Here is a 24,062-nt window from a genome sequence, read left to right as displayed (position 1 = left end):
GTAGTCGGCCAAACCACCAATTGAGTCAACTGGACGCGATCTCAGCATTCCGGAGCGCTGGCGCTCGGCTCGAGCTTCAATTGAGACGGTTCCGCCGGCGGGATTGCATCGCGCGACGCTGCCTGGCGTTGCCTCCCTGGCGTGGCGGTGCGCGTATGGCGAGTATTGATTCATGGCGCGGTGGGCGAGCGGCCACAAGGACCAAAGCGGGATCCGCCTGACTGAGACCCAGGCGGCGGTGCTCGCATGGATCGTCGAAGGGTGTCCCGCCGGTGTCTATCCCGACGACTCATTCGGTCACCGGATCACGGCGCGCGCGCTCGAGAGTCGCAGCCTCATCAAGATCGAAGGACATGGCTCGTCGTGGCGCGCGACTGCCACGGACCGCGGGCGTAGCTGGCCAAGTCTCAGCGATGCTGACCGAGTGGAGCGGGCAGCGCACCGCACCAGGACCGAAACAGGGTTGGCGCTCGGAGTGCCGAGTCCAGCGCCTGAACGCGCCAAGGCGATCACGCTCGCTGCGAGCGGCCGACGACGGGCTGGCTATGCCATGGGGCAGGAGAGTTTGATGCGGTACAAGGTCGTCGTCACACGTGTGCAAGTTGTTGAGCGATGGATAAAGGCCACCGACGAGGAGGACGCAGCGCGGAAGATTCGCGAGGAGTTCGAGAAGCCGTATGCCTATGTTGGGCACTGGGAGACGAAGGCGTCGGAGGTTGAGATTGTCGACGCCGCCCCTACGGTGCTCCCTTCGCCGAGCGTGCTTGACGAGTCGGGTGCTGTGCTGCTCTCGCTGAGGGATGCGGCGAGCGCGCTCGGCGTTCCGTATTCCGCCCTCTACAAACTGACGAACCAGGGGGCGATACAGTACACAGCCATCGGATCGAGACGATACATCCCGCGAGTGGCGCTCGCCGACTTCGTTCAGGCAAACACCCGCAGTGGGTGGGCGCGGGACTGACGATAGGATCGAGGGGTCAGCCTCTGTAGCTCAATGGAAGAGCAGTTCCGTCCTAAGGAAACGGTTGGGAGTTCGAGTCTCTCCAGGGGCACACTTCAGCCACGTACCTGATCGATCGTGCTTGTTCCGCCGCGGCGTTTGTGATCGAGTGACGCGGGCAGATCGCCCATTGCGTCGTTCATTCGCTTTGCGACGGAGTCGAGATCGTCGTCGAAGAGGTCGGCGTAGGTGTCGAGAGTCATCGCGGCAGACGCGTGTCCGAGCATCCGCTGGACGGCCTTTACATTGGCGCCAGAGCTCACCGCCAGCGATGCCGCGGTGTGGCGGAGATCATGCGGCGTCACTCGCGGCATCAGTAGATCTATGGCGCGCGCGCGGCGCACCGCTGTAGCGAACCATCCGCTACTGTCCGTCTCGTTCTTCATGTGCGTAACCCCGTTTCCGAAAAGAAGTCCTTCCGGGGGTTTGCCTGCGCAGGCCTCGTCGATCATCGGTGCGAGCTGTTCGGGATACGGGACGGACCGCCGCTCATTCGTCTTGGGCGTACCAACATGAATCTCCCAGCCAACGAGAACGGCGTTCTCCTCGACCGTGAGGCGCCGCCGTGAGCGGTCCACGTTCCGTACGCGGAGCGCGGTGACCTCGCCCCATCGGAGTCCGGTGTACGCCAGCACCAAAACTAGTGTGGAGTGCTTGGCATTTGCGGCCAGCAGCTGCACCTGCTCATGAGACAGATACGGGCGGCGCTTTGGGGTGGAGCGCTGCGGCAGGCTTCGAAGGTTTCGCGCTGGGTTGCTCTCGAGGCGGTGGTCGTCGACCGCAGTATCGATGATGCCGGCCAGCACGCCGAGGGCCCGGAGGACAACCGTCCGCGAGCGACGGGATGCGAGATCCGCGACCCAAGCCTGAACCTCTGAACGTCGGATCGAAGATAGATCGCGGTCAGCCCAGACTGGAGCCACGTGGGCGTTCCATGCGAGCACCAGCGGCTGAAACGATGACGGCTTCATCATTGGTGGTCGCTTTGAATCCAGCCAAGCTTCGGCCAGGTCTCCCACCCTGATCTTCGAAGCCGCTGGATCGATGTAGGTTCCCTTTGACTTGGACAGGGTCACCGACGAGAGGAAGAGCTCCGCTTCACTCTTCGTTCTGAATCCGCGCTTCTCCTTCTCACTGTGATCGGGTTGACGGTATCTCACTCGATACCGCCGCCCGTGCGCAGTCTCATACGGTCTGATTGAGCCCACTTCGTCTCCTCAAGTATCGATCTTTCCACCGGCTGCGGCTTTGATGGCCGAGCGCCGCGTCACGTCGCTTACTCTTGCGACCGCGCACTCTGACGCTTGGCCCAGCCGCGCCGCCCGCTCGGGCACGGGTCCCGGTCTTGAGCGTTCCCGGCCTCGCGCGTCCACGCCTCTTGCAGATCGAGGGCGCGCACCTCCTCTGCGAAGAGCGGAGGTGCGGCGGTGACAGTCTCGATGCGGGTCATGAGTGCCGGCGACGGCTACAAGTACCTGCTCCGCACGGTCGCCGCAGGCGATGGAGCCCGCTCGCTGTCAACACCGCTGACGCGCTACTACAGCGCGGAGGGCACCCCGCCCGGCCGATGGATGGGCGGCGGTCTGGAATCGCTGGAATCCAGCATCCGCGAGGGAGACACCGTCACCGAAGCACACCTTCAGCTGCTGATCGGGATGGGACGCCACCCCATCAGCGGCGAGCCCTTGGGTCGCGCGTACCCGCAGTACAGCAAGGATGGGCAGGCCAGCGGCGCGCATCAGCGCGCTGTCGCCGGCTACGACTTCACATTCTCGATCCCGAAGTCGGCGAGCGTGCTGTGGGCTGTTGCCGACGCAGACACGCAGACGCTCATCGCTCGTGCGCACCATCGCGCCGTTGCACACGTGGTTGCGTACATGGAACGCGAGGTTGCGATGACCCGCACAGGTGCAACGGCCGGCGACGGAGCGGTTGCACAGGTCGGAGTGCACGGACTGATCGCGACGGCTTTCGATCACTTCGACAGCCGCGCAGGCGATCCTCACCTGCACACCCACGTCGTCGTGAGCAACAAAGTGCAGACCACACTCGACGGCAAATGGCGCTCACTCGATGGCAGACCGATGCACGCGGCCGTCGTTGCACTGTCGGAGTTGCACGAGGCGATCTTCAGCGATGAGCTCACGCGCTCGCTCGGGATCGACTGGGAGGCGCGCGACCTCGGCCGTGACCGCAACACGACGTGGGCGATCGTCGGCGTGCCGGAACAGCTCGTCGACGAGTTCTCCACGCGAGCGCACGCGATCGATGATGAGACAGATCGCCTCATCGCGGCGTATGTCGCATCGCACGGACACCGACCCGCAGCTGCAACGATCATGAAGCTGCGCGCGCAGGCGACGCTTTCAACACGTCCTGAGAAGCAACTGCATTCGCTGGCCGAGTTGACGGCCGGATGGCGCAACCGTGCAACGAGCGCACTTGGGCGTGAGGCGACATCGTGGGCGCACGGGCTGGTCGCGGACAGCGCGGGACCGACGCTGATGCGTGCAATGGATCTCTCGCCCCAGCAGCTAGCGACCCTCGGTAACAGCGTCATGGTGACAGTTGCCGACAAGCGGACGACGTGGCGCCGCTGGAACCTCGTCGCTGAGGCTGCCCGTCAAACCATGCCGATGCGCTTCGCGACCGCGTCCGATCGCGAAGCGGTGGTCGAGCTCGTCGCCGATGCGGCGGAGAGTGCGTCTCTGCGACTGTCGCCGCCTGAGATCGCGGCAACTCCGCTCGAGTTCCAGCGCGCCGACGGGTCTTCGGTTTTCCGCGCGCGCCGTAGCGCCGTGTTCACGGCCGGGCTTCTTCTCGAGGCCGAGGGGCGGCTGCTCGACCGCTCCCGCAACACTCTCGCACCGCGTATGCCGACCGTGCAGACCCGATGGGCAGCGCGCGACCGCATTGCGCTCGGCTCCGACCAGAGGGAGGCGCTCGACCGCATCGTCAGCTCGGGCCGCACCGTCGATCTGCTCGTCGGCGCCGCAGGCACCGGCAAGACCACGGCGATGCGCGCACTGCGCGACGCCTGGGAAGCGGTCTACGGTCGGGGCTCCGTCGTCGGACTCGCACCTTCGGCAGGCGCCGCGCACGTGCTCGCTGAGGAGCTCGGCATCCCGACCGAGAACACCGCCAAGTGGTGGACCAACCACCTGATCCACGGTGACTCCTTCTCTGCCGGGCAGTTGGTGATCGTCGATGAGGCATCGCTTGCCGGCACGCTCTCGCTGGACCGCATTACGCGCTTGGCGGCCGATGCTGGCGCAAAAGTCCTGCTTGTTGGTGACCACGCCCAACTCCAGGCAGTCGACGCAGGCGGCGCATTCGCTCTACTGGTCCACGATCGGGATGACGTACCTGAGCTCGTCGACGTCCACCGGTTCGTCCACAGCTGGGAGAAGGAGGCATCCGTCCAGTTGCGCGATGGCGATGTCGACGTGATCGATGCCTACGCGGAGTACGGACGACTTGTCGAGGGCGATTCGGACGCGATGATCGACGCGGCTTACGCGCAATGGCGCGACGACGTGCGTCGTGGCAGGTCGAGCGTCCTCGTTGCGGATTCCAACGACGCCGTTGCCGCGCTCAACGTACGCGCTCGCGCCGAGCGGATCCTCGATGGTGAGGTCTCCGGACCAGACGAAGTCACAATGCACGCGGGCACCGCGGCGGCGGTCGGTGATATCGTGCTCACGCGGCGCAACGATCGCACTCTGCGCGCGGGACGGACGTGGGTGCGCAATGGGGACAGGTGGAGTGTCGTCGCGCTGCGCCGTGACGGGGGGATGCTGGTGCGCCGCTCCGGCCGCGCGTGGGGAGCGACGGTGGCACTGCCTGCCGCCTATGTCGCCGAGCACGTCGACTTGGGCTACGCAATCACGGCACACCGAGCGCAGGGGATCACAACCGACTCGGCCCATGTCCTCGTGCGATCCGGAATGACACGCGAGAGCCTCTATGTCGCCATGACGCGTGGACGCGAGGCCAACACCGCCTACGTTGCGGTCGACCGGCCGGAAACGGCACACGGGGGACCGCACCCCGGCGATTCGATCAATGTGACCGCTCGGACGGTGCTCCACGGTGTGGTTCAGCATGTCGGCGCGGAGCTCTCTGCCCACGAGACGATAGCGGCCGAGCAGGACCGCTGGGAGTCCATCGCCCAGCTTGGTGCGGAGTACGAGACCATCGCATCTGCGGGGCAGCGTGACCGCTGGGTCGCACTGATCGAGAGAGCGGGGCTGACGAGCGCCGAAGCCTCGGCTGTACTCGACTCGGAAGCCTTCGGTCCGCTCGCAGCTGCGCTCCGGCGCGCCGAGGCCGATCACCACGATGTGGACCTGCTCTTCCCTGCGGTTGTGCGGTCACGCGGTTTCGACGGAGCCGGCGACGTCGCGGCAGTCATTCTGTCTCGCCTCGAGAAGACCATCGCGCGCGGGGCCGCCCAGCGTGACATCGGGCGTAGGGCGCCGCGACTGATCGCGGGTCTCATCCCCGAGGCTCTCGGGCCGATGACCACAGAGATGCGTGGCGCACTGGACGAGCGGAAAATGCTCATGGAGCACCGCGCCCAGCGTCTCACTGAGAGCGCACTTGCGGGACGCGACGCGTGGGTCGTCGCACTCGGCGTCGAACCGCACGGATCAGCCCGTGCAGCGTGGATTCGTCAAGCCCGCGTCGTTGCCGCATATCGCGACAGGTACGCGATCACCGGTCACCGTCCGCTCGGCGGCGATCCTAGGAGCAGCGCGCAGGAGCGGGATGCTGTCCGCGCCCGTGCCGCGATGGATGCTGCACGACGTTTGGCGCGTGCAGCATCGGACCAGGTCTGCGGCACGATGGAGAGCGCTCACAGGATGGCGGTGCCCAGCCGGTAGTGGTCCGTGGTCCGTGGTCCGTGGTCTTTCCTTTGTCGGTCGCCCGTTCTACGCTTTCACCAGGCAACCTCTAATGCGCCGCCGCTCGTTGCGGCGGTATGACGGGCCGTCGGCCAGTCCTTCCAGGTTCTTGTTGCCGAACGCATGGAGGGCAGCCGCATGTTCGGAGCGATCTGGATGCTGAGCATCCGTCTCCGCACCTTTCTTCGTCGGTTCATGCCGACCAACATCCTTCTCGCTGCGATCTTCACTCGCCGCGGCCTGAAGTGGGGAGTGCCCGCGATGCTCATCGCGGTGCTCTACTTCCTCGCCGCCGCGCTCTGCGCGGGACTCGTCGAGCGAGGCGCGGCTGGATGGCTCAACCTGGTGGTGCTGCTCTTCCTGTGGAATGCGCTCAAGTTCGTAGCCGTCGGGCCGGCGAGCCTCGTCTGCCTGCTGCGCGTGAGGATGCGCGAAGCTCAGGTCCGTCGCCTCACGCGCGTGGCTGTCATGAGCGACGGAGTCCCGCTCGAGCGCACGACGCGGGCACCCGCTCGAGTTCTGCACTGATTCTCCCGCACGCCGCGCGGGGAGATGTGCGCACCTCCTGTTCGGGCCAGTCTTGTGCACAGGCTGGTGCCCGATCTCGGAGGTGTCGCATGACCTTGCCCCAGGAGCAGTTCGACGAGCTTCTGCAGAGGACTGCGCTCGCGTCGTTGTTCTACTACCCGGAGATTGCCGTGGACGATGGCGACTACACCCTGCAGAACGACATCGAGTACTGCCTGGAGCCGGTGACAGCACTGGACTCGGAGGATCTCGACGAGCTTCGAGCCGCCGTCGGTCGCGTGATCACGAATCCTTCGGCCCATCGCGCGGAGCTCATCGAACTCGTTATCGAACTCGCGCCAGAGCCGACGGGGGAGTAGGCGAGACAGATGGCCGTCGCGTCCGACGACGCCTCACCTCAAGCCGGACGGGAAGGGCAGTCCGACGATCGGGATGCGAGCGCGAACGAGCGCGCTCGCGAGAGCAACCGCCGATACCGGCAAGCTCATCCAGATCGACACGCTGCATCGGCGCGACGCTGGAAGGAGGCGCATCCCGAGCGCGTGCGCGAGCTGAACCGCCGGTGGAGGGCCGAGAACCTCGAGCGGTCGAGGGAGCTCAACCGTGAGTCGATGCGCCGAGTGGCCGCGCGCAAACGTCGACTTACGGACAAGCGACGTCGTGCCAACGAGGCCTCGCGGCGCTGGAAGGAAGCGAACCCTGAGCGCGTCCGCGCTTATCGCCGCGAATGGGTGGCTGCCAACCGCGACAAAGTGAACGAGTACTACCGGCGCTATCACGGGAGGCACCGTGAGGAGCTCAATGCGCGTGCAACCGCATGGCGCGATTCGCAGCCCGAGAAGATGAAGCACGCTCGGAAGGCGTGGGCGGATCGCAACAAGGAGCGCACTGCCGAGATCCAGCGCAAGCGTCGAAGCGATCCTGAGAAGTACCAAGCGGACCTGGCGGCGAATGCTGCGGAGCGGCGCCTACGCGTGCGGCTCGAGCGCGCCGGCCTGCCGCCGAAGCGGCTTCATCGGACGACGGCCGCCGAACGGCGTTCGAATGAACGTGCCAAAGAATGCTACTTCGATGATCCCGCGCTGCCCGAGCGCTTGCGCCAGTTCACGAGCTTCACCGTAATGCTGACGGAGCTCCTCACGGACCAGGGCGATCGAATGCGGGAATTTGCCGAGGCGTACGTAGCGACGCGCGCCCGGATGGGACTTCCGGCGGTCGACGCCGAGCAACTCATGTATGCGCGTGCCGCTGAGCTTGTGACGAGGCGGATGAAGCGAGTGGATCTGCTGACAGGACGCGAAGTCGCGGCAGCTGTACGAAGTGCCAAGGCGGCTGCTGCTTCAGCGGTGCGGGTGCGCCAGCTGAACGAGGTGATTGGGGCCGTCCAAGAGCATGTCCGACGTCATCACCAGCGTCTCCGCGCCGACGCCGACTTGGAGAATCGGTTGCGCGTCCGAAAGGGCAAGCCGCAGGTTCTCGCCGAGCTCTTGGTGGTGCGCTCCGCGCTGCAGGAGGTCCTCGAGACATCCACGAAGGGCCGACTTCCGGTGGCCACGTTGCTAGGTCGCGCCGAGCAGATAGAAGCCGCGGTCGTGGCGGCTGGCATCTGGCCGTTGAGTCCCACCGGGCGCGTGCGAGCGTCCCGACAGGAAGCGATGGAAGGGTCTGTCACCCGCTGAGGATCCCCTTGCGGGCAATGCACGCTGAGCGGAGGGCAGCGTGCGTTCGCCTCGTCGCCCCTCGTCGAGTCTCAACGAGGCGTTTGGGGCAGCGGCGTCATTCCGGCGGGCAGGTGCGATCCGCCGTGTCGTCGTAGGTGGGTACGGGGCGGTCCGCGGCCTGCTCGGCCGTCGCAGCAATGCCATTCTCTGCGATGTCGTTGATGAGCCAGTCCATCTCGTGGATCTCGCGCTTCTGCGCTTCGCTGATGTTGACCGCGAGTTGGCAGACGCGATAGTCCTGGATCTGTGCACGCTCTGAGCGGGTGATGGCGAGCGAGTGGTGCGGGATCATTCCCTGCATGAAGGCGGTGTCGTCGACCGTGATCTGGCTGCGGTCGAGGGCGATCCCTCCGCCGATGAGGACCACGCCGGCAATGATGATCGCGATGTTCGCTTTGGTGTTCTTGTACATGTTGAGCATCCAGCCGAGCATGATGAGGACCATCGTGCCTCCCATGGTGAGCGCCATGAAGATGCGGCTTTCGCTGAGGCGGATGTGGCTCCATTCCCAGGAGCCGGCGAACATCACGAAGTACATGATGACGACAGCGGTGAGGATCATCGCGCCGAAGCGGATGTACATGCTGACGGACCCGTTCTTCTGCTGCTTCTCCTGGTGAGTGCCGGAGTGCTCATCGTGGTGGGACATCTGTATCTCTCCTTGTTTCGTGAGGTGGCGAAGGATCGTAGGTGGCGGGGGCTGCTAGGGCGAAGGGGGTGACGGGAGCAGCGTGAGGCCGCTGTCGTCGACGACGAGCAGGGCGCCAGTGTTGGGGATGGCGATCGCTTGGGCTTGACCATGCACGGTTCCTGCTTCGCTCCAGGAGGGGGCTCCGGCGGTAGTCGTCCAGATCTTTCCGCCGCTGCCTACCCCCACGACGCGTTGATGATCCGGTGACACGCCCAGCAGCGCGATGAGCGGCGTATCCGCCCACGGGCCGAACGATGCTGCGCCGTCAGTACTGACCTGTAGCCCGTCGGGTGTCGACGCGATGACTCTGCCGGTGGCGTCCGCGACCAGGTTGAACGCCGATATGGAACCGCCCGTAGGTGTCCAGGTGTCTCCTTCGTCGGTGCTCACCAACACATCCGAGGAGTCGGTGGCAAGCCCGTACACCGTGCCGTCCGGGGCGGTCGCGAGGACGTGGAAGTCCTTTTCTCCCGTGAACGCGACCGGAGTCCAACTACGACCGGTGTCGGTGCTGCGGATGATGCCCAGGTGTGGGGTGCCGAGTTCGGGAGGGGTGGTGCGGCCGGGGTGTCCCGAGGCGAGCAGGATGTCGCCGACGGCGGTGAGGCCCATGGCGTCGAAGCGGGGGCCGTCGACTCGGGGGCCGAGTTTGCCGTCTTCGGTTGCGGTGTAGATGCCGTCGTGCGTACCGATCAGGAACCCCGACCCGGACGGGTCGGCGACGACGTTATGCGCGTGTTCGATCGTGGACGTGGCGTGGTCGTCGCCGGTGGAGGGCGTTTGGGCAGCGCACCCGGCGATGAAGATGAGCGCGGCGACCGCGCCCGCAGCGAGGATGCTGCGACGCGCGTGGTGATGCCGCAGGGTCGATGTCAGAGTGCGATGAAGAAGCATATGGCGTTGCTTTCGGAGTCGGTCGCTTGCGGGTCGGCGCACTGTAACTGCACCGACCCGCGCGCAACGGGTCAGAGGCTCCCGAGCAGCTCCTGCATGGTGGCGATTTCCGCGGTCTGCGTGTCGATGATGGTCTGCGCCATCGCGATCGCGTCCGGGTTCTTCCCGTTGTCGACTTCGTCCTGCGCCATCTCGATGGCGCCTTCGTGGTGCATCGTCATCTGCTCGAGGAACAGCCGGGACGCCTCCGCGCCGGTAGCCGCATCGAGGGCCGCCATGTCGTCGTTACTCATCATGCCGCCGCCGTGGTCCATGCCTTCCATGGTGCCGGTGTCGCTGTCGGCGCCCCATTCGTCCAGCCACTCTTTCAGCTGGTCGATCTCGGGCTGCTGCGCGGCCTTGATCTCGGACGCCAGGGCAAGAACGGCCGGGTCGATGCCTTCCTTGTCCAGGATCATGTCGGACATCTCGACGGCCTGTTCGTGGTGCGGGATCATCATCTGCGCGAACATCACATCCGCGTCGTTGAAGTCCGCTGTGGCTGCGGACGAGGGGGACGGGGCGGAGCTGTTGCCGTGGTCCATGCCGGGCATGGACTCTGAGCCTGTGCCGCCGGCGCAGCCGGCGAGGGTGAGTGCGGCGGCGAGGGTGAGTGCGGCGGTTGCGGTGGTACGGATCTTCATCAGGGTTCTCCAATACAGGGGTACGTGAAAGCAGCGCCGGTCAGGGTGACGGGCGTGCGGGTGCGGGAGCCGGACACGAGGGGTCGGCTCGGGCGCATCACGTACGGCTGAGGCAGAGAACGGTGAGTGAAGGTGGACGCAGCGCCGGCCTGGTGAACAGTGCCGTCAGGACCGAGGGTTTCGGTCGCGGGAGGATCGACAACCATCGCGTGACCGCGCCGGGCCGCATCAGCAACAGCACGGTCGCCAGAAGTGCCAGCACGCACGCCATCGCGAGCATGTCGGAGTGTCCGCTGCCGCACTCCGCGCACGGCTCGTCGGTTGCCGTATGCCCCGTGTGGTGGTCGGTGGCATCGGTTGGGGCGGCGGAGGTGACTGTGGTCGAGTGTCCCGCTTCTGTCGCGGTGTGGGCGTTGAGGGAGTGCATGGCCAGCAGGCCCACGATGACCGCGCCGGTGACCGCGATGAGCAGCAGCAGCGTGCGGGCCACAGACCGGCCGGTGCGAAGCCGGTCCGTCAGTGCGATCAGCGACATGTCACCTCCCTCCCTTCCACGGTACGTCACACCCGTCAGCGTCGGATGACCGCGTCGGGGCTGAGATCCAGCCGGCGCAGCAGCTGGGCGTTGAGGGCAACGACGATCGTGGACAGGGACATGAGGATCGCGCCCACCGACATCGGCAGCACGAAACCGATCGGGGCGAGGACGCCGGCGGCCAGGGGCACCGAGATGAGGTTGTACCCGGCAGCCCACCACAGGTTCTGCTTCATCTTCCGGTAGCTCGCGCGGGACAACTCGATCACAGACAGCACCGAGCGGGGGTCGTCGCTGGCCAGGATCACCCCCGCCGAGGCGATCGCGACATCCGTGCCGGCGCCGATGGCGATACCGACATCGGCCTGCGCGAGAGCGGGCGCGTCGTTCACACCATCGCCGACCATCGCGACCTTGCGTCCCTCGTCCTGCAGCTGCTTCACCTTGGACGCCTTATCCTCCGGCCTCACACCGGCGAAGAACCGGTCGATGCCCAGTTCAGCAGCCACCGATGCGGCGACAGCATCGGCGTCACCGGTGATCATCACGACCTGCACGTCACCGGCGTGCAGGGCGTCGATAGCCTGCCGGGACTCGGGGCGGATCTCATCGGCCAGCCGCAGCGCACCGGCGACCTTCCCGTCGATGAGGACATGCAGGATGATCGCCCCCTCCTCACGCCAGGTGTCAGCGATGGGCAGCTCCTGCGTGTCGGTCTGCTCGAGCAAGTACGGGCCACCGACCTGCACCACCTGGCCGTCGACCGTCGCGCGCACCCCAACCGCGGGTGACGACTCGAAATCCGTCGAACCCGGCACGGACAGACTCTTCTCCCCCGCAGCGGCGACGATGGCTCGGGCCAACGGGTGCTCGGAATCGGCCTCCGCGGCGGCCGCGAGGGCCATCAGCCGGTCGGCGTCGATCCCGTCTACCGATTCGATAGCGGTGACGGCGGGCGCGCCCTTGGTGAGGGTGCCGGTCTTGTCGAACAGCACCGTGTTCACGGTGCGCATGCTCTCCAAGGCCAGACGGTCCTTGATCAGCACCCCGCCGCGGGCGGCCCGCTCGGTGGCGATGGACACCACCAGCGGGATTGCCAGGCCGAGAGCGTGGGGGCAGGCGATCACCAGCACGGTGATGGTGCGGATCACCGCGTCATCAGGAAGCCCAACCAGGGTCCACACCACGGCGGTGATCGCTGCGGCGGTCAGCGCGAACCAGAACAGCCACCCGGCCGCACGATCGGCGAGGCGCTGCGCCTTCGACGAAGAGTTCTGCGCCTCGGTGACCAGGCGTTGGATGCCGGCGAGGGCGGTGTCCTCCCCGACCGCGCTGATCTCGACACGGATGCCGGAGTCGGTGGCAACGGTGCCGGCCACGACCGCATTCCCGCCGCTTCGGCGGACAGGCTTGGACTCGCCGGTGATCATCGACTCGTCCATGCTCGCCGAACCCTGCACCACCCGACCGTCAGCCGGAACTCGTCCACCCGGGCGCACCACAACGACGTCGCCGACCTGCAGATCCGCGGGCGCAACCGTGACGGTGGTGTCCCCGTCCACCTTCTCCGCCTCGTCCGGGAGGAGAGCGGCAAGAGAATCCAGGGCGGAGGTGGTCTGCGCGAGCGAGCGCATCTCGATCCAGTGCCCCAGGAGCATGATGACGATCAGCAGCGCCAGCTCCCACCAGAAGTCCAGCTCGTGATCCAGCAACCCGAGGCTCGCGCCCCAAGACGCCACGAACGCGACGGTGATCGCCAACCCGATCAGCAGCATCATGCCGGGCTTACGGGCACGCAGTTCGCTGACCGCGCCGGTCAGGAACGGGGCGCCACCCCACACGTACATGACAGTGCCGAGAACCGGTGAAATCCAGCCCACCCATGCCCCGTCGGGCAGCGGGTACCCGAGCAGCATCGAGAACATGCCCGAGAACGCCACCACCGGGACGGCGAGAATCAGATTGATCCAAAACAATCGACGGAAGCGTGCGACATGGTCCGCACCATGCCCGGCGTGCCCACCATGTCCACCGTGCTGCATCCCCTCGTGGACGCCGCCGTGTCTCTCATCGGTGCTGTGCTGCGCGGATGTGCGGTGTGCGTGGTGGTCGCCAGCGGTCTCGGACTCTGCGACCGTCGCTCGGGCGCCCTGAGCGGCGTCGTCATCGCCTGCGCTGGTCGGCGTGGAGCGGTGATGTGCGTCGTGGTCGTGCTGGCTCATGACGAGCGTCCTTCCACTTTTCGCATTCGACGGATGCGGGTCATCCCGGTGAGGTCGAGCTCGTCATCGAAGGTGCTCATGACGGGCTGCTGGCCAAGGCGTAACCAGCCTCCGCCACCGCCGCCTCCACAGCGGTAGCAGGGATCGGCGTCGAGCTGCGGATAGTCACCCGCGACGCACCGCCCGCGTTCAAGTCAACCGACACACCCTCTACCCCGTCGATCGCGGATAACTCCTCGGTGACGCTCGACACGCAGTGCGAGCAGGTCATCCCCGTCACCAGCACCTCGGACGTCACCGCCGCCGTGACCTCACCCACGGTCTCGGGCGTCGATGCGATCGCGCAGCACGCACAGCCGGCGCCAGCGTCCCTCAAGCCCAGGTCGTTGCGGTTCTCAGTGTTCATCATCGTCTCCTCATAGTGCGTGGGCAGGCGGGCTAGGAACGGACCAGACGGGCGATTGCATCGTTGGCTTCGCGGATCTTCTGTTCCGCGACGGCACCACCCTCGGCGCTTGCTTCGGCAACGCAGTGTGAGAGATGGTCGCCCAGCAGTGACAGCGCGACAGACTCGAGTGCCTTCGTCGCCGCGGAGACCTGCGTGAGGACGTCGATGCAGTACTTGTCCTCCTCCACCATCCGCGCGATCCCACGAACCTGACCCTCCGCGCGTCGCAGCCGCTTCAGCAGGTCATCCTTGCTCGCCGTGTAGCCGTTCATGGCAAGTACCATACCCCCCTATGGTATCCAGGACAACCCTTATCGCATCGTCGCGCCCTCGCCGAGATGCTCAACAAACCTGGAGTTTGCCGCAGAACAATGACGGGGCCTACCGCGGGTTCGATCAAGCACTCAACCCTCGGGACAGACACGAACCCAGTGCCGTCCGGAGCGCCTCAGGAGCGACGTTGGCCTCCCAGCCGTGAGGCGCAGGGGATGTCTCGCAAAGCACGACAGTTGAGTGGGCGGCAACCAAATCCCGTGAGTCCGAACGGGTTCTTCGTGTCGCCTGCGGTGTGAAGGGCGATCCCTAATCGGGCACTGCGCGAAGAGGGCAGGTTGGGTGCAGGCAATACGGCGTGCGTTGGACGCTCCTCTTCCGCAACGCCTCGAGTCCCCATTAGCTCGCGTGAGCTGACCGGCCGACGGGTTTCAAAGTGGATTGGCCTCTCTTTGCCTGTTGACGCCGCCGACGAGGGCTGGCGCCGTCGCTGCGCTCGAACAGAACGAGGAGGGTCACCAGCAGCATGTGTGCCACGGCGTTGGCGTATCGGTGCTCGTCGACCTTTCGGATCCAGACTCGACCCTCGTCGCTCGTCATCATCACGTACCGGGCAATGGTGTTGCGGGGTACGCCTTGCACCACGTGCTGTGTCTCAACGCCCGGCGCCAGCATGGTCGGCCGGCCGTCGGCGCTGACGATCTCTGACCCGTACCCGCCCCGCGCGTCGGGGTAGAAGAGTAGTGGCGCATAGACCGCCCTGGAACCACGGTTGCAGATGTGAACAGTGGTCTCGAGGCGCACACCCTGCTCGCGGTCCGGGACCTCCCGCCACGAAAGCCAGGTGACTAGATCATCGACGCTCTTTCGGCGGCCGATCGCTCGCTCGCGAGCAAACAAGCCGATGCCCAATAGCAACGCACCGACGGTTCCAATCGCAGCGACCCACTCAGCCACGCTTCCCCAGTCCATGCTCGAAACGTACTTCAAGGCAGCGACATCGCGCCGCGCGCAATCCCACGTTGTGTCCCCGCTCCGGCGATCCCCTTGCGGGCGTCGGCGCGATCACGCAGATCGTCGCGCGCAGCGGCGCCTCGTCGGGCGCGATCACGACGGCATCCCGTCGCAGCCCTGCCGACCCCGAATCGCCCGGGTGTTCGCTGCAGTGGCCCGGGCGAGATGCGCTCCGCATTCTGTCGGGCCCTTAACACGAGGTCAGGTGCACGGGTCTTCCTTCCGCTGACGTGCGACAACCTGGCCGTGTTCAATGGTGGAGCGACGTGGTCCGCCAAATACGTTTGGAAACGAGCTTGTTGAGAATGTGACGATTCGGCTGAGAGGGAGACGATATGACTGCGAAGACTCCTCTATCCCGTAACGCCCGCGACCTACTTAAAGACGTGAAGCGACGCTACTTGAAGTCGCGCGATTTCAATGGGTTGCACATCCGTCGCGACCGAGCCAGCGATGAGCAGATCGAGGCCGCCGTCGAGCTCGTTGAGGCTGGCCTCGTCCAGGTCGTGGGGCAAGACGACTACATGAACATCCACATTCGCCCGTGGCCGTCGCGGCGAACTCCGGTCAAGCAGATGGAGGAGTTGCGCGAACTCTCGCGGGAAGACTACGGCGTCGCGCTCTATCCGATGCCAAAAGCAATGAAAGGCGTCAAGCTGCCCAAGCGGTACGAGAATGCGCCGTTCGCGCGTGCGATGGCTCGCGGCCGATCGACATTGGAGGTCGCGTTCTTCAGCATGGACGTGCTGGAGGGCTATCGAAATGACGCGCGGTTCCGCTTCGGCATGAGCGACTTCGGCATCAACTTCTGGCTAACGGACGAGGCGCACGACGCTGAAGATCACTCGGACAAGGACAGCGTTTCGCTCGTGCATCTCGGCTTCGCGTATGACATGCGAAAGCATGATCCGGACGACCCGGAGTCGCCGATAGTACGACGCGTCGCCGCGTTCTACGGCGATCTGAAGGACCTCACGCCCGAGCATCAGCAGCGCTGGGCGAGCTATCAGGTCAGCGATGATGGAGTCGCTCCCCATCCCGTCTGGTTCGCGTCCCAGATGGGCAAGTGGCCGGACGGCGTAGGCCCGTTCGAGCGACTCACCCAGGAGCTCAAGAACATCAATAGGTTGTTCGAGAACGTGTGGGGCGTACCACTATTCATGACTGATGAGGCGCTCGACGACTTCGGCTGGCTACTGCGGGCGGACCAACGAGAGTGGGATCACTTCATCCACTCGCTCGACAAGCTACTGTCAGACAACATCAATTGCTCAGCGCGCGATAAAGTTGGCGTCGCGAAGAAGAACGCGGCTGGACAGCAACTGGGCACACTCGTCCGGCTCGAGCTATTCATGACCACGAATCACGTAGACACCGAGAAGGCGAAGTGGGCGCTGGCTCCACTAAGTGAAGTGCGAACTGCACGGCAGAAGCCTGCTCACTCACTGCGCACAAACGTGACGGACGGGACGTTCGTTCGCAAGCAGATGCGCTTGATGCACGATGTCGACGAAGTCCTCATCAATATTCGCCAGTGGTTGGCCAGCCATCCGCGGAATCGTGACTGGACTGATCCCTTGTCCGGGCTAAAGGATTACCCGATCTAGTCACCAAGGTGCCTTCGGAAGCACGCGACTTCGGCCGGCATGAACACGGTGACAGGGTTCACGGACGCTCGCCGTCGGCTGCTAGAACTACGTCATGGACAACGAGCCAAAGCCGACGCGGTACCAAGGAATCAGCGCGGAAGCTCGACTGATGTTGTCGCTGGGCGAGTCGGGGCGTTTCGAGTTCAAGCGCGAGCCTGATGTCGTGTCGGTCAAGCTCCTGGCGACCCTCGCAAACTGGGTCGCTCTGGACCCGGATCGTGAGGTGGCACATTTTCTCGTTGGCGTGGACGAGGTGGAGGACGAAGCGACTGGGCTCGTCTATGGGGTGCCGTATGGACTTCCCAAAGGTCTTGATCGCACGGTGGCCCGCATCCAGGATCTGGCCAGCAAGACACGCCCAGTCCCCATCGATGCGTTCATCGTTGAGGAGAACGTCGCGACTGACACACCATTCGTCCGCGTCGAGATACGCCCGACGATGCCGCCACACTTCGACGACGAGGGCCGGCGCCAGACGCGTCAAGGACGATCCACACGCGCGCTCACCGACGACGAGCTCCTGCGTATCTACCTCGACCGGGAGGCCGGTAGCTTCGCCGCCCGGTTCCGGCAGAGCGGCGAAGAGCTCCGATCCGCCGTGGGTGCGATCGGCGGTCAGGTGGACGACATCGCTTTGGCCATCGACAACAGCATCGCGGAGCCCATCCGCAGTTTGGCAAGTACAGCCCAGGCGGCCGCGGATGCCGCATCCTCTGCTGCGTCGTCAGCCAACTCGGCAGAGGCGTCTGCCATGAACGCTGAGCACGAAACCGACAACGTGCGGCGTCTGGTCGAAGATCTTCGAGAGGTCGTAGAAGAGATCCGGGACGACACTCCCGAGAGCCTCGCGCTCCGGCTCCTCAAGATGCGCCAGCTCGTGTGGTGGGGTTTCGCGGTAGATACCTTCGGACACACTTCGCCGCTGTCGAACCGGTTGGAGGAGCGACTACACGGGCTGCTTTCGGATGACATATCGATCGACATGGCTCGAAGCAGGTGGGAACTCGGACTTTGGGAGGACGCCCTCGCCGTTAGGTCGTCACGACCTCGTCAGCGCGGAACACAGAAGTGCGAAATCCTCCGTGGTCGTGCTCAAGGGAAGCGAACGGATCCCTTTGCGGGCAATGCGGGAAGGCGGCCCCGTCGCGTGCCCTTGGCTGGCGGCACGTCCGCCTACTCGAGCTCGGGCGCCTCTCCGCTACTAGCGACATTCCGGACGTGGGCGACCGCGGCTTCCTTAGTCCTGAAGTCTGACGCCAGCCCGTGCCACAAGACGGATGGCGCCGGCACGACGCGCCAGCCATCGCCAGTCTGAAGCACCGTGGCGATGCACCTTCCCGCGTGCGGCGAGTTCGGCGGGACGAAGAACTCCACGTTGCCGTTGTCCGTCACATTCTCAACAAGTACCATTTCGCCTCCAAGCGATCGGGGTGCACCATTTGGAACACCCGTCACTTACTGATACGTCCGACGGAGCGAATCGTAAAGCACGGGTGAGAATTCGTTCCCACCTGAGCGTCGCATGGCTAGCGGATCGAGGCGCGCAGTCAATCCATCGGTGAGCGCGGAGCGCTGAAGGGGCGTTGACGCCCACCCGCCCCATTCCGCCAGCGCGGTTGCCCGACCACGACTGGTCGACCGGCTGACGTGCGTGAATGAGAGCGTGCGGTTCCCTGCCTGAGCGGTGCTCTAGCTTTCGGCCGATCGATCAGGTCGCTGGATCGGCGCGAGCGGTTCTGCCACACTCCAGATCGCCCCGTAGTGGCTTCGCAGAAGCTCTGTCGTGTCCGTACTGAGCTGCGTTGTCACGGTCACTTGCGTTCCGCCGAGCGACGTGCCGATCATCAATGCTGAGCCAGCCGTCGGGATGACATATCGATCGTGCAACTCTCTGATGCTCGGGTCGAGCAAACGGAATTCTGCTCGACTTTGCGAACCGAGCGCGACGGCGAGTCGCCTGCGCCGGTCGTCCCTCTGCTCGCCGGCGATTCGCGTGTCTTTCGTTAGAACTCGGGTGATGCCCGGGAGGGACAGTAACGCGAACAAATCCTGAGAGGGAAGGTAGGGATCAACCAGGAGCGACTCGCCCAGCCGATCAATTTCCGTGAGAAGTCGTGCATAGACGACTGGATCCTCCAGTCTGCCGACTACCTCAATCACGTCGTCTCCGCGCGCTTCGGTGTTGGTAGTGGCGAGCGCGCCCGAGTAGAAGGCACGCCCGAGCTCGGTGACCTGGATCCCATCACCCTCGTCGTCCGCCATGCCGGTGGCCAGCAGGTATCCGGTCGTCGAATCGTCTTCATAGTCCCACGCAATGGCGCCATCGATGAGCGCGCTCCTGCGTGGCTCGTCCCGGAAGAACTTCTCGCGCGCCGAGAGAGGAAAGCGCGCGAGCGCGTACACATCGAGTTGAGTCGCTGACGGCTTGACGCCGTTGTCGTTGACCACGATCAGATAGCCGAGCGCGCGGAGAGCAGCAGGCGACGTCAGAGGCTCCATCTTTCGACACTAGGTGCGTGGGGGCGATCGAAGCTGCCGGACACGCATCCCTATGCGAGCCATGCCCGGAAGCGAATCAGCCGCCGAGGGTCGCTGTCTTCATCGCGAAGGGCGTGGTGTCGGATAGTGTCACGTCAGGTCTCAGCAATCAGAAGAAGCGGACATCAAGGTGAACTGGCGCGGAGTCGTGTTCCTCTCTTGCTGCTTCATCTTGACCGTTCTATTTCTCTCAGTCGCCCACTATTCGGACGCGCTCCCGTTCCTGGTCGACTACCTGCCAGCTTCTGTCGGCAGCGGCGGTCTCCTCTGGCAAGTTCAGACGACCTTCCTGTCCGTTGGGTTTGCGGGACTCGCGATCGCCGCACAGCTTTTCGTCGAGGCTCCGCTCGCTATCGGGGCATCTCGAGGCCGAGTGCTCGACTACATCTGGGCCGGCTGGTTCGTTGGCGTTGGTCTTGCGGCGAACTCCGCCATCGCAATCGAGACAATCTGGCTGCCGAGTGAGGTTGGACTCCTCGGGTTAATGTTTACGTGGTTTGCGCTGACGATCGTCCTCCTCGTGCTTTCGACCGTCAGGCTCACGAGGCTGTTCGGGCATCCGTCGCTGCTTGATGCCGTTGTCAGACAGTCGCTCGTGGAAACCATCTCTAGCCGCCTCCTCGAAGTCTCATCTAGATACGCGGGAGCGACGAAGGGCCTTGAAAGCTTGCTCGCGCCGACGGGCGAGATGGGGGCTCCGCGAGGGTGGACGCTCCGCGTACAAGTTTCCGAGGCGGGGCGAATCGTCCGTGCGGTTAGGCCCAAAGCGGTCCGACAGGCTCTAGCGGCGATGGCGCCTCGCGCAACGGCGCTCGCCTCGACCGAGGGCGAAGGCGCGACCGAGTACGTTCCGCCGCAGATAACGCTCGATATCGATCCAGGAGACCGCGTCCGCCCAGGAGACATCGCATTCCGCGTAACGACATCTCGGGAGATCGATGAGATGACGGGCGCCCGGGTCAGTCAACTTCTTCAATCCAGCATCGAGTTTGAGCCTACCTTCGGAGCCTTGCCACCCGCAGATAGCCAGGACAGAGCGTCCGAATACAACCGGTTCCTTCGTGTCCTGGCCGAGAAGGACCGCGACTTGACTCCCCAAGAGAACGACCTACAGGGAGCCCTCCAGGAGCAGATTGCGAAGTGGAATGAGTCGGAGGCGGCCGGGCTTGCCGCGGAGCCCCTCTCCGAGGCCCGGATTGAGGTGATCCGGGCCTCCCTTCGCGATGGCCTCAATCAGCAGATCAATCTCGCCACGCTTATTCCAGTCGCGGACGCAGCCTCCGACTCGGCGGACACGTCCCGCCCGATCCTCGGGATGAATCTTCAGGTCCCGCGAGAGTTCCTCGTCGACAAGGTTTTCAATGGCACCTGCGCCGATCCAACAGGGTTCGGTGAGATCATTGCGCGAGGGTTTACCGATGGCGAAGACCAGCGAGCGATCGATGTCCTTCGCAGTCTTCAAACGGAGATTCTGAATCCCGAGGCCGCGGTTATCCGGCAATCGATCCATGCGCTGGGCGACGACGCCGAACATTATGTGCTGCTAACCCCCTTCGGTGGGCTCGATGATCTGGCTGACTGGTACTCAAGTGACTTCCGACGCGACCTTGAGGTCGTGACGCACGTGGAAACTGGGATGCTCGACAACGAGGCGATACTGTTCGATCGGCGCAGTTCGCTGTCCTCGATCCGACGACCCGAGGACAAGGACGGACTGTCAAGGGTGGAGGGTACGTCAATAGCCCTCGGCGTGTTCGAGGACGTCGATGACGACCTCGAACCTCAAGTGCGAGTTGAAGCTGGCGAATATTTTGTTGTTTGGGCTGGCGCTGCGCCGCGAGTCGTTCGGTTCGTCGCGGCCTGAGGCCAACTGGGACGTGCATGATCGGATACGACGCTGTCATTGTCCGCACAGCGTCGCTTAGCGTGCGGGGAACGAGAGCTCCACCGATGCGGTGGTGGTTGACGCGATGGGCGTAGCGTGGCGCCATGGCGGAACGAAAGCAGGTGATCGCTCCTCGGTCAGCTGAATCAGTCCGACTAGCCCTGCTGGCTGGTCACAACGCGGATCTCGGTACGGCGCAGGACTCCTTCCATGTGGCGAGTCACATGGTCAGATCGAACGACAAATCGGAGCGGAACCTCGTGCGTCCGCTAGTCGCAGAAGCGACGGTCGCGTACGGTCGATGCTTCACGAAGTCCTACGTCGCCGGCCGAACGCAGCTTGACAAGATCATCACCATTCCGAGGGAGCACGCTGCGGCACACGCTTCTCTGATGCGGCTTCGTAACAGCACGGTCGCACACTCGGAGAGCGTACTGACGCCCAGCTTTGCCATCGTCGAGTTGCAACGAGAGCAACCCGAAGGCGCCGTTCGCGCGGTGCGTGCGTCGGCCATGACGGTCCACCCCTCCTACTCCGCCGAAGCGATCGATGAGTTTCATGCGCTCGTGAGGGCGGTGAAGCAGGTTCTGCTTGGTGAAATCGAGCGGGCGAAGGCCGCGCTGCTCGCGCGACTCGCCGCGGAGGACCTCACGGCGCTGTGGGACGAAGGTCAGCAACCGCAACTGCTGTCGGTCTCGCTTGACAGCTGGGACATCCACTCGAGGCGGCCGGACTATCCGGAGACCAACATAATCAAAGTGCTGGTCGAGCCTGCGCGAACGTTCTTGATGCCGTCGTCGGGTGACCTCTTCGCACCAAAGATTCACCGTGAGGAAGGGGCCAGCTGAGGCTCCGCTGATAGGCGACATGTTGGGTTGTCGCCAGTCGACCCCCGCCGCTCGCCGGTTACTTACGCCGAGGATGGCACGTCAGTAACGGGGGCAAGCCATCAACCCCCGCCCGCAGGAGGGTCCCTCAGCGAGCGCTGGGCACGTCGCGACGACCACGACGAGCGGGTCATCCGACCGGACGTGACCGCGCTCGATTAGCAGGCGCACTCGGATGCACGATGGGCCGGCGCTCTACGCGCGGGAGCCGCAGGGATCCGGGGTGCGCCTCACACGGCATGTTGGTGGTCGCCTTTTACTCGCCCTTTTCAACTCGAACCAACCCGAATCAACCGCGTCGTCGAGCCTCCGGCGGTGCGGGACGACAACGTAGAATTCCTTCTAACGACTGAGAAGTCGAAACAACAGAAAGGATCCGGATCTCATGCACTCCTCTCAGGGGGTCAGGGGTTCGAGTCCCCTCAGGTCCACCGCGAAATCCCCCGGAAATCCGGGGGATTTTGCTATTCTCGGCCGTTCTCCCGTCTCTGCAATCCGGGCACTATCCCTCCCTTGGTGACCGGATTGTGCTTGGGGAGCCATCTTCAGCCTCTCCGTGGTCCGACGGCCGGGTGACGGCGACGAAGGAGCCAAAGGGCCAACGCGAGCCGATTGCGGTTGCTGCAAGTACCGTACGGTGCACGCGGATACTTGGACCGCGCATAGGGATCCTGTGACCGACACAACGATTCATCTCCACAGTCCCGCCCATCTTCCGACTGATGCAGCCGCTCTCCCGCTGCTTCTCAACACCGCCGAAGCGGCAGCTGTGCTCCGCCTCGCGCCCAAGACGCTCCGAAACTGGGTCGTCGAATGGCCAGAGCAGCATCGCGGTCCGGAACCTGTCAAGGTCGGAGGTCGCCGGCTCTACCGCCGCGACGATGTACTCGCCTGCGCGGGTCTGGAGGCAGCAGCATGACGCGCGCCGGGCTGGCCCCCGGCGACATCGGCAACGTCGCGTACGTGACGAAGGACAGTGGCGTCATCCTCGCTCGAGTCCGCTTCCGCCGTGAGGACGGTTCGGGGGGTCGAGTCTCACGCACCGGGCCCAGCAGGGCCGCCGCTCGACGAGCTGTGATGGAGGCCGCGCGAGAGCAGATGAAGGACTTCGAGCTCGATGCCGAACTCACCCTGAACCGTGATAGCACTCTCGCGGAACTGGTGGAGGCCTACCTGGCTGTCCAAGACGAGCGAAATGAGACTGGCACGAGGCAGTACCTCAACGACGAAGCGGCGGTAGCGCGCAAGTACATCGCGCAGAAGGACTTCGGCGCCACGACCCTTCGGAAGCTCCGCCCGTCGCTCATCGTCGCTGAACACCGGCGCATCAAGCGCAAGAGGCCCGGACGGGCGCGGCAGTTCGCAACTGTCATCCGGAAGCTGTGCGCGTACGCCTATGAACTCGACCTCGTGACCTCGAACCCTGCGCTGGGAATCAAGCTGACGCGAAGTTAGCAGGTAAAGAAGAAGGCAGCCACGGCGCACGAGGTGGGGGAGCTTCGCGAGGTGGCTCGCGCCTACATCGACCGTCCGGACCGAATGGGTCCGAAGCCCACGACGCTGCTCCTGGACGTCGCCGACGTCGTGGCTGGTACCGGCCTGCGCATCGGTGAAGTTCTTGCCCTTCGCTGGCGCGAAGACGTCCGTCTCGAAGCGGTGCCGCCGGTTCTCTATGTTCGTGGCACCGTCGTGGAAGGCCACGGTGTCCGAAAGCACGGGCAGCCCAAGCCGAAGACTGCGACGAGCGAGCGTGGGATTGAAATCCCTCCCTTCCTCGTCGAAACCCTGCGGCGGCGCAAGGCGGAGTCACTCGGCCAGCATGCACTCGTGTTCGAAACGTCGAGTGGGGCACCGGTCGGTCCGCATCAGGTTCGCGTTCAACTGTGGAAGGTGCGCGACTGGGCATCAACACAGGCGGACCAACCCAACATCGATGCGGACGTCGCGATGCACGCGTTGCGCCGCGGTGTCGCGACCGTGGTCAGCGACGAGCACGACATCGTGGTGGCCGCGAAGGTTCTCGGTAACGGTCAGGCGGCCATCACCGAGAAGCACTACGCCCACCAGCAGCTCGTGGTCCCCGACGTTCGAGACACCCTCCAGGCGTTCGGTCGGCCACAGGAGCCGCGGCCAGAGTAGCTCTCCGCCGCGCAGGCACGAGGCCTCTCAGCCGAGAGGACGACCTCC

Annotated in this window: 22 protein-coding genes and 1 tRNA gene; 13 read left to right on the top strand and 10 right to left on the bottom strand. The window is 64.7% G+C overall.

What is annotated here, in order from left to right; all coding sequences use genetic code 11:
- The first annotated feature begins 172 nt into the window (after window positions 1–172).
- Window positions 173–961, top strand: a complete 789-nt coding sequence (locus R8Z57_RS07585) for a helix-turn-helix domain-containing protein (protein WP_318353156.1) — start codon at window positions 173–175, stop codon at window positions 959–961.
- Between the two features lie 19 nt (window positions 962–980).
- Window positions 981–1,052 (top strand) — tRNA-Arg (locus R8Z57_RS07580).
- 4 nt (window positions 1,053–1,056) lie between these two features.
- On the opposite strand, the gene R8Z57_RS07575 is transcribed toward R8Z57_RS07580, so the two are convergent.
- Window positions 1,057–2,160: a tyrosine-type recombinase/integrase gene (locus R8Z57_RS07575; protein WP_318353155.1), complete on the bottom strand. Its 1,104-nt coding sequence runs from the start codon at window positions 2,158–2,160 to the stop codon at window positions 1,057–1,059.
- A 279-nt stretch (window positions 2,161–2,439) separates the two neighbouring features.
- Between R8Z57_RS07575 and mobF the strand changes: the two genes are divergently transcribed.
- The 4 genes from mobF (at window position 2,440) to R8Z57_RS07555 (ending at window position 8,114) form a co-directional block, all read left to right on the top strand.
- On the top strand, window positions 2,440–5,886 hold the full coding sequence (gene mobF / locus R8Z57_RS07570; protein ID WP_318353571.1) for a MobF family relaxase: 3,447 nt from the start codon (window positions 2,440–2,442) through the stop codon (window positions 5,884–5,886).
- A 216-nt stretch (window positions 5,887–6,102) separates the two neighbouring features.
- Window positions 6,103–6,435, top strand: a complete 333-nt coding sequence (locus tag R8Z57_RS07565; RefSeq protein WP_318353154.1) for a sulfate permease — start codon at window positions 6,103–6,105, stop codon at window positions 6,433–6,435.
- A gap of 89 nt (window positions 6,436–6,524) precedes the next feature.
- On the top strand, window positions 6,525–6,794 hold the full coding sequence (locus tag R8Z57_RS07560; RefSeq protein WP_318353153.1) for a hypothetical protein: 270 nt from the start codon (window positions 6,525–6,527) through the stop codon (window positions 6,792–6,794).
- Window positions 6,795–6,803: 9 nt separating this feature from the next.
- Window positions 6,804–8,114 carry a hypothetical protein gene (locus R8Z57_RS07555; RefSeq protein ID WP_318353152.1) on the top strand — a complete coding sequence of 437 codons (1,311 nt, stop codon included), beginning with the start codon at window positions 6,804–6,806 and terminating at the stop codon, window positions 8,112–8,114.
- Between the two features lie 97 nt (window positions 8,115–8,211).
- Here R8Z57_RS07555 and R8Z57_RS07550 read toward each other — a convergent pair whose 3' ends face one another.
- The 8 genes from R8Z57_RS07550 to R8Z57_RS07515 form a co-directional block, all read right to left on the bottom strand.
- Window positions 8,212–8,805, bottom strand: a complete 594-nt coding sequence (locus tag R8Z57_RS07550) for a DUF305 domain-containing protein (protein WP_274646457.1) — start codon at window positions 8,803–8,805, stop codon at window positions 8,212–8,214.
- Window positions 8,806–8,859: 54 nt separating this feature from the next.
- Window positions 8,860–9,741: a F510_1955 family glycosylhydrolase gene (locus R8Z57_RS07545; protein WP_318353151.1), complete on the bottom strand. Its 882-nt coding sequence runs from the start codon at window positions 9,739–9,741 to the stop codon at window positions 8,860–8,862.
- A gap of 71 nt (window positions 9,742–9,812) precedes the next feature.
- Window positions 9,813–10,424 (bottom strand): DUF305 domain-containing protein, encoded by a 612-nt coding sequence (locus R8Z57_RS07540; protein WP_274646455.1) that lies wholly within the window; start codon window positions 10,422–10,424, stop codon window positions 9,813–9,815.
- 97 nt (window positions 10,425–10,521) lie between these two features.
- On the bottom strand, window positions 10,522–10,959 hold the full coding sequence (locus tag R8Z57_RS07535; protein WP_274646454.1) for a DUF6153 family protein: 438 nt from the start codon (window positions 10,957–10,959) through the stop codon (window positions 10,522–10,524).
- Window positions 10,960–10,994: 35 nt separating this feature from the next.
- A complete protein-coding gene (locus tag R8Z57_RS07530) occupies window positions 10,995–13,181 on the bottom strand; it encodes a heavy metal translocating P-type ATPase (RefSeq protein ID WP_378722225.1) in 2,187 nt (728 codons plus the stop codon).
- Window positions 13,182–13,257: 76 nt separating this feature from the next.
- Complete coding sequence (locus R8Z57_RS07525; protein WP_318353150.1) at window positions 13,258–13,587, bottom strand: heavy-metal-associated domain-containing protein; 330 nt, start codon at window positions 13,585–13,587, stop codon at window positions 13,258–13,260.
- A gap of 32 nt (window positions 13,588–13,619) precedes the next feature.
- Window positions 13,620–13,901: a metal-sensitive transcriptional regulator gene (locus tag R8Z57_RS07520; RefSeq protein WP_318353149.1), complete on the bottom strand. Its 282-nt coding sequence runs from the start codon at window positions 13,899–13,901 to the stop codon at window positions 13,620–13,622.
- Between the two features lie 400 nt (window positions 13,902–14,301).
- A complete protein-coding gene (locus R8Z57_RS07515) occupies window positions 14,302–14,874 on the bottom strand; it encodes a hypothetical protein (protein ID WP_318353148.1) in 573 nt (190 codons plus the stop codon).
- Between the two features lie 428 nt (window positions 14,875–15,302).
- On the opposite strand from R8Z57_RS07515, the gene R8Z57_RS07510 reads away from it, so the two are divergent.
- Both R8Z57_RS07510 and R8Z57_RS07505 read left to right on the top strand, forming a co-directional pair.
- Window positions 15,303–16,523 (top strand): hypothetical protein, encoded by a 1,221-nt coding sequence (locus R8Z57_RS07510; protein WP_318353147.1) that lies wholly within the window; start codon window positions 15,303–15,305, stop codon window positions 16,521–16,523.
- A gap of 94 nt (window positions 16,524–16,617) precedes the next feature.
- Window positions 16,618–17,880: a hypothetical protein gene (locus tag R8Z57_RS07505; protein ID WP_318353146.1), complete on the top strand. Its 1,263-nt coding sequence runs from the start codon at window positions 16,618–16,620 to the stop codon at window positions 17,878–17,880.
- Between the two features lie 374 nt (window positions 17,881–18,254).
- Here R8Z57_RS07505 and R8Z57_RS07500 read toward each other — a convergent pair whose 3' ends face one another.
- Window positions 18,255–19,064 carry a hypothetical protein gene (locus R8Z57_RS07500; RefSeq protein WP_318353145.1) on the bottom strand — a complete coding sequence of 270 codons (810 nt, stop codon included), beginning with the start codon at window positions 19,062–19,064 and terminating at the stop codon, window positions 18,255–18,257.
- A 169-nt stretch (window positions 19,065–19,233) separates the two neighbouring features.
- Here R8Z57_RS07500 and R8Z57_RS07495 point away from each other — a divergent pair, with 169 nt between their 5' ends.
- From R8Z57_RS07495 to R8Z57_RS07480, 5 genes are all read left to right on the top strand, one after another.
- Window positions 19,234–20,967, top strand: coding sequence for a hypothetical protein (locus R8Z57_RS07495; protein WP_318353144.1), 1,734 nt, complete (start codon window positions 19,234–19,236; stop codon window positions 20,965–20,967).
- A gap of 125 nt (window positions 20,968–21,092) precedes the next feature.
- The gene (locus R8Z57_RS07490) at window positions 21,093–21,836 is read left to right on the top strand and encodes a hypothetical protein (RefSeq protein WP_318353143.1); all 744 of its coding nucleotides are present in this window, start codon (window positions 21,093–21,095) and stop codon (window positions 21,834–21,836) included.
- A gap of 595 nt (window positions 21,837–22,431) precedes the next feature.
- Window positions 22,432–22,794, top strand: coding sequence for a helix-turn-helix domain-containing protein (locus R8Z57_RS17420; RefSeq protein WP_404810349.1), 363 nt, complete (start codon window positions 22,432–22,434; stop codon window positions 22,792–22,794).
- Window positions 22,791–23,330, top strand: a complete 540-nt coding sequence (locus R8Z57_RS07485) for a hypothetical protein (RefSeq protein WP_318353142.1) — start codon at window positions 22,791–22,793, stop codon at window positions 23,328–23,330. The genes R8Z57_RS17420 and R8Z57_RS07485 overlap by 4 nt, the downstream gene beginning before the upstream one ends.
- Before the next feature lie 51 nt (window positions 23,331–23,381).
- The gene (locus R8Z57_RS07480; RefSeq protein WP_318353141.1) at window positions 23,382–24,014 is read left to right on the top strand and encodes a tyrosine-type recombinase/integrase; all 633 of its coding nucleotides are present in this window, start codon (window positions 23,382–23,384) and stop codon (window positions 24,012–24,014) included.
- Window positions 24,015–24,062 lie beyond the last annotated feature (48 nt).

The sequence above is a fragment of the Microbacterium sp. M3 genome (assembly GCF_033548675.1).
Classification (GTDB): Bacteria; Actinomycetota; Actinomycetes; order Actinomycetales; family Microbacteriaceae; genus Microbacterium; species Microbacterium arthrosphaerae.
Note: the sequence above shows the minus strand (reverse complement) of the source record. Positions and strands in the feature narration are given on the sequence as shown.